Raw genomic sequence first — 13863 nt, forward strand, 5'->3', positions numbered from 1 at the left:
TACGGGCGCACCTCAGGGATGAGGTGCGTACTAAAAACGCCGGGAGCGTTTTTGAACAACGCAACGCGTTGGCCCGGGTACGGGCGCACCTCAGGGATGAGGTGCGTAATCGCGCGGGCCGGGCATGCCAGGGATGGCGGCTTTTGCGACTTTCCGATCTGACCGTGTTTTCTGCGCAGGCTCGATCTCACCACAGAACGTTTCTGATTCTGCTATGACACCCGCTTACTGCAGCGCAGCAGCGCGATACCGCTCAGCACAGCCACTGCCATCAGGTAGTAGCCTGGTGCCAGACTGCTGCCGGTGGCGGCAATCAGCATGCTGCAAATCAGCGGCGCAAACCCGCCGAATACCGTTACAGCCACGTTGTAACTGATCGCCATCCCGCTGGCGCGGGTAGTCGCCGGGAAGAGATCGGCCATCACCGACGGCACCGTCGAGAAGTAGATCGACTTCAGCAGCGCCATCCAGGCCACCAGCAGGATCAGCGTGGTGGGCGTGGTATGATCGACCATCCATTTAAATGCGGGATAGATGGTGACCACCAGTAACAGCAGCGATCCCCACATCAGCGGCAACCGGCCAATACGCTCCGCCCACAACCCCATGATGGGCGTTACCACCGTCAGGATAATCCCCGCTATCAGCGTGGCGGTGAAGGCGACCGAGCCTGGCAGGTGCAGCGTTTTGGTGGCATAGGTCGGAATGTAATTGAGCATGTAGTTGACTGCGGTCGAGATCACCATCACGCCAATTGCCAGCGCGATCAGCGCTTTCTGCCGCCCGAACAGCGTTCTAAGCGGTGCGGCTTCCTTTTCCTGCGATGCAAAGCTGGCAGGTTCCTGCACATGACGGCGAATGTAGATCCCCAGAGGCCCAATCAGTAAGCCGAAAGCAAACGGGATACGCCAGCCCCACGCCTGAATCTCACTTTCGCTCAGCCACTGTGTCAGCCCCAGCCCAAAAACCGATGCCATCAGCGTGCTCGCCCCCTGGGTGGCGAACTGCCAGCTGGCGATAAAGGCTTTGCGCTCAGGAAAGTGCTCCACCAGGAAGGCGGTCGAACTGCCAAATTCGCCGCCAGCAGAGAAGCCCTGAATCAGACGCGCCAGGATGATCAGCAGCGGTGCCGCCAGACCGATGGTGGCGTAGCCCGGCATAAAGGTAATGATCGCCCCGCCCAGCATCATCAGGTTAATCGACAGCAGCAGCGCCTTTTTGCGACCATGCCGGTCGGCATAGTTGCCGAGCACAATGGCTCCCAGCGGACGGATCAGGAAGGAAATACCAAAACTACCAAAGGTCAGCAGCAGCGATACCGACGGATCGCTGACCGGGAAGAAGACGTGCGCGATATAGCTGGCAAAAAAGCCATAAACCGCAATGTCGAACCACTCCAGCGCGTTACCGATGCAGGTGGCGAACAGCGTTTTGTGCAGGCTCGGTTTCACCTGCGGGGCACTTTGCGCGATGCTGCTCATTGTTCACCTCTCCGCCACTGATGGTGGCGCGTCATCAGCTGTTCGCCCTCTTCTCCCAGTTGCCAGAACAGCCGGGTCATGATTGCCAGACCCTCCCGTGCAATCGAGTTGAGCATATGTTCGTTAATGCCATGCTGGCCGCAGGCGGGATAGGAATGTGGCACCCACAGCGTCGGCAGGCCCAGAATGTCGGCGAAGACCTCATTGGGAAGCGAGCCGCCGAGATTGGGCAGCAGTGCCGGTTTTTTGCCGCTGCTACGGGCCAGCGTATCCAGCGCCCAGTCCACCAGCGGATCCTGCGGATCAAGCCGTGTTGCCGGTGAGCCGCGCAGAAACTCCACGCTGACGTTATCGAAACCGTGCTGATGCAGATGACGTTCGACATGCTCAACAAGATTTTCCCAATCGGTGCCGACCACAAAACGCAGCTGACATACCACTGTGGCGCTGCCCGGAATCGCGTTCATGGGTCGAGCCGGATTGCCGGTTTCAAAGGCCAGCACCTCCAGCGTGTTCCAGCCATAGAGCCGCTCGGCAGGTGTCAGACCAGGCTCGCCCCAGCCGTCAGCAAGTGTGGGATCGCCCGGCATGCCGCCCACATCAATATCACTGAGGATGGCGCGCACGGCGTCGGTCAGAGAGTCCGGTTTCAGCGCGGTAACCTGTAATACGCCCTGCGCATTCACCAGGCAGGCGATCGCACTGGCCAACTGGGTACCGGGATTGCTCAGCAATCCGCCCCAGTTGCCGGAATGGTAGGCGTTGTCACGCGCCCGAATAGTCAGGCGAAAGTTCGCCGCACCGCGCGAACCCAGAAACAGTGTTGGCCGCTGCGCATTAAGACGCGGGCCATCCGAGGCGATAAAAAGATCGGCCTTTAACAGCGCCTGCTGTTGATGGCAGATCTCAGCCAGCCCCGGCGAGCTGATCTCTTCACCCATTTCAAACAGGATTTTGCAGTTGAAGCCTAGCGCGCCGCCGCGTGCCTGCCACACCTGCTCCAGCGCCGCGAAATTAACGCAGTGTTGCCCTTTGTTATCCGCGCTTCCCCGTCCATACAGGCGGTCGCCTTCAGCTGTGAGTTGCCACGGCGATAATCCTTCTCGCCAGTTTTCATCGTCGCCAAACACGACATCGCCGTGGCCATAGCAGAACAGCGTCGGTTTTAGCGGATCTTCAATGCGGGTGGCGATCAGAAACGGCGGGCTGCCGGGTTGCGGATTGTCAAACGGGTGCAGCGTAAACCCCATCTTCGCCAGTTGCGGGCCAATTTCCTGCTGCAGATAGTGGTCCAGCTCTGTCCGTCGGTTGGTGTGCTGGCTTTCTGTCACGCAGGCGACACGCCGTGCCAGCAGCTTCTGAAACTCACCGCTATCGAAATAGTGCATCGCCTGGTCAACTGCCTGTTGCTCTGTCATGTTTGCCCTGTCTGTTATTTTTATCGTGCTTTATCTTTGACAAACTTCACCCTTTGCCACAATTATCAATTTATCGAGTGCGCTTTGCTTTTAAAGCAAGGCTATGCTGCCCTTTTATGATGCATTTTGTCGGAGTGACCATGTTAAGCAGCGAGATACGCTATTTCCTGGCGGTTGTTGAGAGCGGCTCGCTGAGCGCCGCCAGTGAGAAACTGTTTGTCGCGGTGTCGGCGATCAGCCGTCAGATTCAGCGGCTCGAAGCGCAGGTTGGTGTGCCCCTGTTTGAGCGGCATGCGCGCGGCATGGTGTTGAATGAGGCGGGTGAGATTTTTGCGCATCACGTGCGTAAAAGTCAGCTTGATATGGAATATGCGCTTGCGGAGATTAAGGGCTTGAAAGCGGTACGCCGCAGCCTGATCCGTATCGCCTGCACGGATGGCATGGCGTTTAGTCTGTTGCCTGGCCTGCTGGCGGAGTTTCGACTGGCGAATCCCGGCGCACTGTTTGCGATTATTGTGACGCACTCCCAGGGCGTGGCGGCATGTGTCAGGGCGGGTGAATGCGATGTGGCGCTGCAATTCAGTCTCCAGCCTGAGCGCAGCGTTGAGGTGCTTGGCTCGTGGCCTGCCCCGGTGTTACTGGCGATGCATGAGTCACATCCGCTGGCGTCACGTGAGGTAACACTGGGCGATCTGCATCGCTGGCCGCTGGCGCTGCCGGGCCATCACACGACCGTGCGGCAGCTGTTTGATCTCTCCTGTCAGATGAATGACTGCGTGGTTGAACCGGTATTGACCTGCGACTATTTCGCTACGCTTTATCACTTTTTGCTGCATACGCCGCAGGCGGTGACCATCTGTAGCGCGTTTACCCTGTTGTTTGAGCGCGAGTCTCGAAATCTGGTGTTGCGATCGATGGGGGTGGACCAACTGAGTCAACGCACGCTGCAGCTTCAGACAGTGTCGGGACGTCAGCGCAATGCGGCTCTGACGCTGTTTTTGCAGTTTTTGCAGCATCGGCTGACTGAGATGGATCAGCAGGTGAGGATGGGATAAGGGGTACACTAGCGTGGGTATTTTGAATGGTATTTAAGATCTGCGCCGATTCGCTGTGAGACGGTGCCGGCTAAGGGAATACGACCAGACCGGAAAGTCGCAACAGCCGCCATCCATGGCATGCCCGGCCCGCGCGATTACGCACCTCATCCCTGAGGTGCGCCCGTTGCCGGGCCAACGCGTTGCGTTGTTCAAAAACGCTCCCGGCGTTTTTAGTACGCACCTCATCCCTGAGGTGCGCCCGTACCCGGGCCAGCGCGTTGCGCTGTTCAAAAACGCCCGGCGTTTTTGTCCATGGCGCGGGACGCGTTCCTCCTCTGCTCGTGTTCCCTTCGCATTCAGCTTATGTGTTGCGGTTAGAATCAAACTCATGTGAGTTTGTCAGCAGTTGCAATGGCCCACTGATGTGCGGGCCATTGAAGTTAACTGCTACGGGTTACTGCTTAATATCAACCTGATAGAAGATGTGTTTGCCGAACGGGTCGACCTGATAGCCGCTGACCGATTTGCGCACCGGCTCAAAGATGGTGGAGTGTGCAATCATTACGGCGGGCATCTGGTCATGCATCATCTGCTGCGCCTGCAGATAGAGCGCAGTACGTTTGCCCTGATCCGGCTCAGCACGGGCTTCGGTGATTAACTTCTCGAACGGCTGATAGCACCATTTTGAGGAGTTGGAACCACCCTGTGCAGAGGTGCAGCTGTAGAGCGGGCCAAAGAAGTTATCCGGATCGCCGGTCGCGGTGGTCCAGCCCATCAGCGCCGCCTGATGCTCGCCGCTGCGAACGCGTTTCAGGTACTCGCCCCACTCATAGCTGACGATACTGGCTTTGATGCCAACTTTGGCCCAGTCCGACTGAATCATCTCCGCCATGCGGCGTGCATTCGGATTGTAAGGCCGCTGAACCGGCATCGCCCAGAGTGCAATCTCGGTGCCCGGTTTCACACCCGCCTGTTGCAGTAACGCTTTGGCCTTTTCTGGATCGTAGTCGTAATCTTTCAGATCTTTGTCCGCACTCCAGACGCCTGGTGGCAGGATATTTTTCGCGACCGTGCCGGTGCCTTTAAATATCGCCTCGATGATCGCCGGTTTGTTGATCGCCATTGCCAGCGCCTGCCGCACTTTAACGTTGTCGGTTGGCGCTTTGGTAGTGTTGAATGCCAGGAAGCCGGTGTTCAGACCCGCCTTCTGTTCCAGGGTGATATCCGGATTGGCGCGCATTTTGTCGAGATCGGCGGGATTCGGGAATGGCATCACCTGGCACTCGTTCTTCTCCAGCTTGGCATAGCGCACAGAGGCATCTGGCGTGATGCTGAACACCAGTCGATCAAGCTTCGCCTTACCCTGCCAGTAGTCCGGGAACGCTTTGTAGAGGATGCGGGAATCTTTCTGGTACTGCACCAGCTCAAACGGGCCGGTGCCGATCGGGTTCATATCGACCTTCTCCGGCGTCCCCGCTTTCAGCATGACATCTGCGTATTCAGCCGAGTGGATTGAGGCGAAATACCACGCGAGATCGGCAAGGAACGGCGCTTCAGGATGGGCGAGCGTAAAGCGCACGGTGTGGTTATCAACCCGGTCGATACTTTTAATCAGCGTGGAGAGTTCGAGGCTTTCGAAGTTGGAATAGGTGCCGCCAGAGACGTTATGGTAGGGATTTTTCGGGTCCATCTGGCGCATAAACGAGAAGATCACATCATCGGCGTTAAAGTCGCGGCTGGGTTTGAACTGTTTGTTGCTCTGGAACTTCACGTTTTTGCGCAGATGGAAAGTGTAGACGGTGCCATCCGGGCTGATCTCCCAGCGTTCTGCCAGGCTGGGCACCAGGTCGGTGGTGCCAGGCGTAAAGTCCACCAGCCGGTTAAAGACCGGCACCGCACTGGCGTCAACACTGGTTCCGGAGGTATAGAGCTGAGGGTTAAAATTCTCTGGCGATCCCTCAGAACAGTAGACCAGCGTTTTGGCGTTAACGCTGCCAGCCAGCGCTATCCCAGCCGTAACAAGCGCTAAGGTGGCTATCTTGATTTTCATTATCATCCTCGCTTTGTATTGACTTCCGGTGATCACAATATCTAAATGAATCATTCAGATGCTTCATTGATAGCACGATTCGGCACCATAGCGAACCCCGCCCATGGCTGACTAATAAGGAATAGTGATGACAGACAAACTTGAGTCGCAACTCACCGAACGTTTTTTCCGTTACCTCGCCGTCAGCAGTCAGAGCGATGCCAAATCCACGACTCTGCCGAGTACGCCGAGCCAGCACGCCATGGCGGAACTGCTGGCGGACGAGCTGCGAGCGCTGGGGCTGGATGAGGTGGTGCTTGATAAACATGCTACGGTGACCGCGGTGAAACGTGGCAACCGTCCAGACGCACCGCGCATCGGGTTTATTACGCACATCGACACCGTTGATGTCGGTTTGTCGCCCGATATCTACCCGCAGATTCTCACCTGGCAGGGTGACGATCTCTGTCTGAATGCAGAGCAGGATATCTGGCTGCGCCGCGATGAGCATCCGGAGATCGCGCCTTACGTCGGCCAGCAGGTGATCTTTAGCGATGGCACCAGCGTGCTGGGCGCAGACAATAAAGCGGCGGTCACCGTGGTGATGACGCTGATGGCGAACCTCAAAGGCGATCATGGCGATATCGTGGTGGCCTTTGTGCCGGATGAAGAGATTGGCCTGCGCGGTGCGAAAGCTCTGGATCTGGAAACGCGCTTTAATATCGATTTTGCCTGGACCATCGACTGCTGCGAACTGGGCGAAGTGGTGTACGAGAACTTTAATGGTGCCGCGGCAGAGATTGTGTTTACCGGTGTGCCGGCACATCCGATGTCGGGCAAAGGCGTGCTGGTCAATCCGCTGTTGATGGCGCATGACTACATCAGCCTGTTTGATCGTCAGCAGACACCGGAGCACACCGAAGGCCGCGAAGGTTACATCTGGTTTAATGAGATTCAGGCCAACGCCAGCAAGGCGACGCTGAAGGCTTCAATCCGTGATTTTGATCTGACAAGCTTCGCAGCCCGTAAGCAGCAGTTGCAGCAGGCGGCAGCGGATCTTGCGGCGCGCTATCCCACCGGCGAGGTCAGCATCACGATCAGCGATATCTACAGCAACATCAGTAATGCACTGGGTGAGGATCGCCGGGCAATAGATTTGATCTTCAGCGCCTTTGCCGCGCTGGAGATTGAGCCGAAAGTGATTCCGATGCGTGGCGGCACGGACGGCGCGGCACTGTCCGCCAAAGGGCTGCTGACGCCGAACTTCTTTACCGGCGCACATAACTTCCATTCACGTTTCGAGTTTCTGCCGATACCGTCGTTTGTGAAGTCCTATCAGGTGGCAGAAAAGCTCTGTTATATGGCGGCGGGTTAAGCAGGGAAATCGGGCGCAGAACGCGCCCGATTGCGATTATGGCTTCGCGCTGACATCAATACCCGGGAAGTATTTTTCAGCCAGCTTTTTGAGGGTGCCATCGCCCTGCACTTTGGCGATCGCCGCGTCCAGCGACTGCTTCAACGACGCATCATCTTTGCGCAGGCCATAGCCGATGCCTGAGCCGAGAATCGCGTCATCTTCGACGGGCTTGCCCACAAAACCAAACCCTTTGCCCTGTGGCTTATCGAGGAAGCCAGACTGACCGGCGGCAGACATCACCAGCGTGCCATCAAGGCGGCCCGCGACCATGTCGTTGTAGACCTGGTTCTGATCCTGATACGACGTCACCGTCACGCCCTGCGTCTCCCAGTGCTTCTTCGCATAGGTTTCCTGAATCGATCCCTGCAATACACCAATGCTTTTGCCTTTCAGACCTTCGGCGGTCGGGGCCAGATTTTCACCCTTTTTCGCCACTAACATGGTCGGAATACGGTAGATTGGCTGCGTAAACGCGATGCTTTTGGCGCGCGCTTCAGTGATATTCATCGCCGAGTTAATGGCGTCGAACTTTTTCGCCTGAAGTGCCGGGATCAGCGCATCAAAGCTGCTCTCAACCCAGTGGCAGCTGAAGTTGCCTGCCTTACAGATGGCATTACCCAGTTCAATATCAAAGCCTTCCAGCTCACCTTTAGCGTTGCGGCTTTCAAACGGCGGATACTGTGACTCCACGCCGTAACGTAAATCCTGAGCCAGTGCCTGTACCGTTGTCATCATGCCCAGAGCGAGAAAAAGCGCGTTCAGTTTTTTCATTATTTATTTACCCCGAAAAGTCCTGGTTACCTGTTCCCCGTACTGAATCACGCTCGCGTGATTCAGTGAGAAAAAGCACATAGCGCAGCCGCGCCAGCCTCTAGTGTCGCCTCGTCTTTCGCAAAAGAGAGACGAATCAGTTTGTTGTCTGTGCCATCCATATAAAACGCCGACAGCGGTATGGTTGCCACACCGTGATCGACGATAAGACGTTTTACCATTTCACTGTCCGGTTCGTCACTGAAATGTCCATAGCTGGCGAGCATAAAGAACGAACCGGCGCTCGGTAGCAGCCGGAACGGCGAGTCCTGCATCAGAGCAATTAGCCGATCGCGCTTCTGCTGATAGAAAGCGTTAAGTGACAGGTAGTTCTCTGGCGTCTGCAGATAGTGCGCGAACCCAACCTGCATCGGCGTATCGGCGGCGTACATCATAAACTGATGCACCTTCACCAGTTCGGTCATCAGCTCTGCCGGTGCCAGACAGTAGCCTACCCGCCAGCCGGTGACGTGGAAGGTTTTACCAAACGAGGAGACGATGATACTGCGTGCGGCCAGCTCCGGATGCCTCGCCATGCCGCAGTGCGGCCGGCCGTCAAACAGAATATGTTCATAAACCTCATCGGAGAGCACCACGATATCGGTGTTGCGAATCAGAGCCGCCAGCTGATTGAGATCGTCGGGCGTCAGCACCTGCGCGCTGGGGTTGTGCGGCGTATTAATAATGATCATCCGGGTGCGCGGCGTGATTGCCGCACGCAGCTGATCCCAGTCGATAGCAAAAGACGGCACCTGCAGCTTCAGGCCTATCGGCGTACCGCCCTGTAACCGCACCACCGGCGCGTAGCTGTCAAACGCCGGTTCAAAGAAGATCACCTCATCGCCCTGATGAACCAGCGCGGTAATCGCCATATAGAGTCCCTGACTGGCGCTGCCGGTGATCAGTACCTCACTCGCGGCATCATATTTCTGTCCATAGAGCGTCTGCACTTTGCCGGCGAGTGCCTCGCGCAGGGCCGGCAAGCCCATCATAGCGGCATACTGATTGTGCCCCTCCTGCATGGCACGGCTGACCGAGTCGACCAGCGCCGGATCGCAGGGGAAACTGGGTGCGCCCTGCGACAGGTTAATCGCCTGATGCTGCGCCGAAAGCTGACCAATTACGCTGAAAATAGTGGTGCCGACGTCCGGCAATTTTGAGTGAATAGCGACAGGCGTTTTCAGGGACATATTTTCTCCGTCAGGTGCATAACTGTTCAGATGCGATAAATCATTATTCAACGGGCTGTGGCTTGAGTCGGCAAGCGAAATGTCGTCATAATAGCCATGACAAAATTGCATAGCTGAGGTCCACCGTGTCACGCTCATCGCTGCCACTCAATGCCATTCACGCCTTTCTGGTAACAGCTCGTCACCTTAATCTGACTCATGCTGCCCGCGAGCTCTGCCTGACCCAGGGCGCGGTCAGTCGTAAGATTGCCGCGCTGGAGCAGTGGCTGGGCGTGACGCTGTTTGACCGCCATGCGCGCGGGCTGCGGCTGACCCCGCAGGGTGACGCGCTGCTGCCTGAACTCAGCCAGGGCTTTGATCTGATGGTCCAGGCCAGCGAAAAGGTCCGTCGCAGTCAGGTCAGCCTTCGCCTGAAAGCGCCGACCTGTGCTATGCGCTGGCTGGTACCGCGGCTGATGGCGCTTGAACGTCACTGCCCTGAACTGCATGTGGCCCTGACCACCACGCTGGATCATGCGGCCCAGCTTGAGAACTTTGATGCGGCGATTATCTATGGCAAGCCGCATCCTGACGGGATCTGCCTGTTCAGCGAGTCGCTGACGCCGGTGATAGCGGCTGGTCAGCCCTGCCCGGAAACGACGGCGGCGCTGGCCGCCATGACCTTTTTGCATCCCACCTCAGACACGCGTGACTGGCAGTGCTGGTTACAGGCGCAGCAGGTGACGCTCAGCATGAAGCGAAATCAGCATTTTGCCACGATGGATTTAGCGATCAGTGCCGCGATTCAGGGGTTTGGTGTGGCGATTGCCGACAGCAATCTGGTGGAGAGTGATATCGCCAGCGGCAGGCTGCTTAAGCCGTTCGCTGGCGAGGTCAAAACCGGAGCCGTTTACAGTTTACTGCAACGGCCCGCGCCGGATGCGCCACCGTTCCTGGCGGAACTGGTGGCGTGGCTGTGCAGGGATCAGAAGGTGACCCAGTCGCCGTTATCCGCCGGTTTAGCCTGAGGCGCATTCAGCACGGTTGCTTTCGGCGCGGCAGGTTTATTCGTGATGACCGGTGCGGTCTGGCGGTTGCTGGAGAGACGGAACTTCGACACAGAGGCCTGCAGCGCTTCTGTCTGCAATGCCAGTGCGCTCGCCGCGGCAGAAACCTCTTCAACCAGTGAGGCGTTCTGCTGGGTCACGCTATCCATTTCGGTTACCGCAGCACCCACCTGAGAGATGCCTTTGCTCTGCTCTTCCGAGGCGGAAGCAATCTGTTTCATGATCGCATCCACATCCTGCACTGATTTCAGAATATTGTTCATGGTGCCGCCGGTGGTGCTGACCAGCTCCGCGCCTTTCCCTACACGCTGCACCGAGTCTTCAATCAGCGTCGCGATCTCTTTGGCGGCGTTGGCGCTACGCTGTGCCAGGTTACGCACTTCAGATGCCACGACCGCAAAACCACGCCCCTGTTCGCCGGCACGTGCCGCTTCGACCGCAGCGTTCAGCGCCAGGATATTGGTCTGGAAGGCAATGCCGTTAATCACGTTGGTAATCTCAGCGATCTTCTTCGAGCTGCCGGAGATGCCATCCATGGTGCTGACCACTTCACTCACCAGCTGACCGCCACGTTGTGCCGTGGTGGTGGCGGTTTCTGCCAGCAGGCTGGCCTGACGAGCGTTATCGGCGTTGAATTTCACCGTGGCCGTCAACTGCTCCATGCTGGCCGCAGTCTGTTCCAGCGCAGCGGCCTGCTCTTCGGTACGTGAAGAGAGGTCATTGTTACCGGCAGAAATCTCTGCAGCACCGCGCGAGATGTTCTCGGTGCCGCTGCGAATGGCGCTGACCGCTTCCCGCAGACTATCCTGCATAGCGCTCAGCAGCGGCACCAGTTTACCGACACAGTTGCGACCGAAATCGGCTACCGGCTGGCTGAGATCGCCTGTCGCGATCACCGCGAAGTGGGTACGAATACTTTCCAGCGGACGAACCAGCATCGCCACCAGATAGCGGTCGGTAAACAGCAGAATCAGCAGGCCAATAATCACCGTGATGGTAATAATCGTTTTGGTCATCGCGGTGAGGTGATCAACTTCAACCCGGGTTTTGTCCAGTTTTTCGGCTGCGCCCTGGTTAAACTTCTCTGCGCTGACGCCAAAGGCACGACTGAGCGGCGGTGTGACATTGTTCGCCTGCTGGCGATACGGGTCCGGTGAGGCCTGGCGGGCCAGTTGCAGTTGTGGCGTTACGCCCTCATCCACCAGCTTTTGCCAGCTCTGAATTACGCCATCGACGACTTCCGGATTCATCGGACCGGGTGCAAGCTGTTTAAAACGCGCCAGTTGCTGAGTCATGCTGTCCAGCGCCTGCTGCACAGGGGCATAGGCCTCATCAGTCAGCGTTTTACCTGCTGCTTTGCTTTCCATTACGCGGGAAAGGCGCGTGATAACACGAAAATATTGATCGTTGCCTTTGCTCAGCACCGTCATTTGCTCAACCAGATGACGGTCAACATTGTTGCCTTCGCTGAGCGCGCCAAGCGAGTGGATGCTGTACAACCCGACGCCGCTCCACAGTAAACAAAACAGGCCCAGAATAGTGAGCATCACTGCGCGAATGGTAAAATTTTTGAGCATTCCCATACCAAAATCCTATACACGTTGACCCGCAAGCGTCGGGCATAGGAGATTTATCGGCATGAGATAGTGAAAATGTAACTGTTTTGTTACCTATTAATTTACAGCGTCAACGATGAGTTAATCAGTAAAAAATCCTTAAATTCATAAAGTTAAAATTAAATAAGTAGATTAATTGCATTCGCATAACTTAATGGTTAGCAGGCTAATTTTCATCATCTGCTTAAAGCCTGACCATACGCGTCATCAACAGCCTGAAAAGCCGCATACGGGCGCGCATAAAGTTTCTTTTCAGAGTCAACCCGCTCATACGCTTATTCCCAAGTGACATTGTCACGTCATTGCCTGGATGCCAGGCTGGCCAGATAACTTCGCCTTCAAGCTGATGCTTATATTCCGTGGCGTCACGGGCAAAGGTAAACCAGTATTCGCTGACACGTGCCGCAAAAGCGCGATCGGCTTCACTGAATGGCCGCGCTTCATTGGGATCCGGCATCTGACTCAGGGTGTTCAGGACATAAGGCACTTCGTTACCGTGCCAGGTGCCATGGGGATAAAGGTCGCGAGCGTGCTCAGAAACATAATCGAACCAGTAGCGCCAGCCCGGCATGCCGGCATTGTGCTGCGCCCGCATCACCAGCCACGGCACCAGGCTGAAAGCCATATCACGCGCCACGGCACGTCCCAGCAGTTGATCGTCATGGATGTCATACATCCATTTCAGCGTCCGATAGGTGAGCCGGTTTTTATTGCGCAGCTGATGCAATACTGCGGTGGCATCCACGCCAAAATATTCCAGCACGCTGGCTTCATCGCTGTTACTGCCCGCCATCAGCGGCAGGCGATGCTGTTTAGCTGCCATAAAGGTTTTCAGCATCGGCTCAGGCAGCACGGCATCACCGGCAATCGGCACCGGCGGGATCGCCAGTGGCCCTTCCAGCGACCAGAAGGCATCGGCAGGCAGTGCGCGCAGGTCATCCGCGCTGGCATCGGGCGGCAGACCAAAATGGCGGGCTACCGCTATTCCCTGCTGACGCGCTTTTTTCAGCGGCGTATCCGGCAGGCTATAGGCACTTTGCACGATCCCTTTATGGAATAGCCCTTCAGCCAGCGGCGAACAGCAGTGGGAGAGCACGCTGCGCGCGCCAGAGGATTCACCGAAAAGCGTCACATTGTGGCGATCGCCACCAAAAGCTGGAATGTTGCGCTGCACCCACTGCAGTGCGGCAATCTGATCGAGCAGGCCAAAATTGTTTACTCTACCCGCAGCAGGGTATTCCGCATCCAGCGCAGGATGGGAGAAGAAACCGAGGTGACCCAGCCGGTAATTCAGCGTGACCACCACTGCACCACGTGACGCCAGCGGCTTACCGTTGTACGGCGCCAGCCCGCCTGCACCGATGGTGAAGCCCCCACCGTGCAGCCACACCATTACCGGCAGCGGCTTTGACGGCGCCACATCGGGTGTCCAGACATTCAGGTAGAGGCAATCTTCACTAAACTCACCGGGATCGCCACCGCCCACCGCCTGACAGTATGTGCGATTTTGCCAGCCGGAAGCCCCAAATGCGGTGGCATCGCGCATCTGATGCCAGGGCGTGACCGGCTGTGGTGGACGCCAGCGCAGCGCGCCAACCGGAGCCGCCGCATAAGGTATGCCTTTGAATACGAAAAGGTCATCGTCCATGCATCCACGCAACTCCCCCTCGGCCGTCATGATCCTCAGACCTGTTTCGTTTTTCATTCCCGTTTCCCTGTTCAGACGTTCCTCCATTATTTGCAGGCCCGCCACCATTGTCCAGGTATGGAGGGGATTTGCAGATTATGCCGAAACATCAGAGGCGGGCGTGAATATGCT

10 protein-coding genes are annotated in these 13863 nt (G+C 56.9%); 3 read left to right on the forward strand and 7 right to left on the reverse strand.

Going from position 1 to position 13863, the window contains the following annotated elements:
* Positions 1-212 precede the first annotated feature (212 nt).
* Entirely contained in the window at positions 213-1481 is a 1269-nt protein-coding gene (locus NIM72_RS03105; protein WP_253418672.1) for an MFS transporter, read from the reverse strand.
* Positions 1478-2899 (reverse strand): M20 family metallopeptidase, encoded by a 1422-nt coding sequence (locus tag NIM72_RS03110; RefSeq protein ID WP_253418675.1) that lies wholly within the window; start codon positions 2897-2899, stop codon positions 1478-1480. Before NIM72_RS03110 ends, NIM72_RS03105 begins: the two co-directional genes overlap by 4 nt.
* 140 nt (positions 2900-3039) lie before the next feature.
* Here NIM72_RS03110 and NIM72_RS03115 point away from each other — a divergent pair, with 140 nt between their 5' ends.
* On the forward strand, positions 3040-3954 hold the full coding sequence (locus NIM72_RS03115; RefSeq protein ID WP_161737003.1) for a LysR family transcriptional regulator: 915 nt from the start codon (positions 3040-3042) through the stop codon (positions 3952-3954).
* A gap of 436 nt (positions 3955-4390) precedes the next feature.
* On the opposite strand, the gene NIM72_RS03120 is transcribed toward NIM72_RS03115, so the two are convergent.
* Complete coding sequence (locus tag NIM72_RS03120) at positions 4391-5986, reverse strand: ABC transporter substrate-binding protein (RefSeq protein ID WP_253418678.1); 1596 nt, start codon at positions 5984-5986, stop codon at positions 4391-4393.
* Between the two features lie 127 nt (positions 5987-6113).
* Here NIM72_RS03120 and pepT point away from each other — a divergent pair, with 127 nt between their 5' ends.
* The gene (gene pepT, locus NIM72_RS03125) at positions 6114-7340 is read left to right on the forward strand and encodes a peptidase T (protein ID WP_253418681.1); all 1227 of its coding nucleotides are present in this window, start codon (positions 6114-6116) and stop codon (positions 7338-7340) included.
* Between the two features lie 36 nt (positions 7341-7376).
* Here the strand turns inward: pepT and NIM72_RS03130 are convergent, their stop codons facing one another.
* Both NIM72_RS03130 and NIM72_RS03135 read right to left on the reverse strand, forming a co-directional pair.
* Complete coding sequence (locus tag NIM72_RS03130; protein WP_161736913.1) at positions 7377-8153, reverse strand: transporter substrate-binding domain-containing protein; 777 nt, start codon at positions 8151-8153, stop codon at positions 7377-7379.
* A 62-nt stretch (positions 8154-8215) separates the two neighbouring features.
* Positions 8216-9382 carry a methionine aminotransferase gene (locus tag NIM72_RS03135; protein WP_161736912.1) on the reverse strand — a complete coding sequence of 389 codons (1167 nt, stop codon included), beginning with the start codon at positions 9380-9382 and terminating at the stop codon, positions 8216-8218.
* Positions 9383-9507: 125 nt separating this feature from the next.
* Here NIM72_RS03135 and NIM72_RS03140 point away from each other — a divergent pair, with 125 nt between their 5' ends.
* Positions 9508-10389: a LysR family transcriptional regulator gene (locus NIM72_RS03140; RefSeq protein WP_253418684.1), complete on the forward strand. Its 882-nt coding sequence runs from the start codon at positions 9508-9510 to the stop codon at positions 10387-10389.
* On the opposite strand, the gene NIM72_RS03145 is transcribed toward NIM72_RS03140, so the two are convergent.
* Both NIM72_RS03145 and NIM72_RS03150 read right to left on the reverse strand, forming a co-directional pair.
* Positions 10347-12011, reverse strand: a complete 1665-nt coding sequence (locus NIM72_RS03145) for a methyl-accepting chemotaxis protein (protein ID WP_253418687.1) — start codon at positions 12009-12011, stop codon at positions 10347-10349. The two genes, NIM72_RS03140 and NIM72_RS03145, sit on opposite strands and share 43 nt — an antisense overlap.
* A gap of 217 nt (positions 12012-12228) precedes the next feature.
* Positions 12229-13749 (reverse strand): carboxylesterase/lipase family protein, encoded by a 1521-nt coding sequence (locus NIM72_RS03150; protein ID WP_253418690.1) that lies wholly within the window; start codon positions 13747-13749, stop codon positions 12229-12231.
* Positions 13750-13863 lie beyond the last annotated feature (114 nt).

Origin of the sequence: Pantoea sp. B550 (assembly GCF_024158165.1) — a bacterium.
GTDB classification, from domain to species: Bacteria; Pseudomonadota; Gammaproteobacteria; order Enterobacterales; family Enterobacteriaceae; genus Pantoea; species Pantoea alfalfae.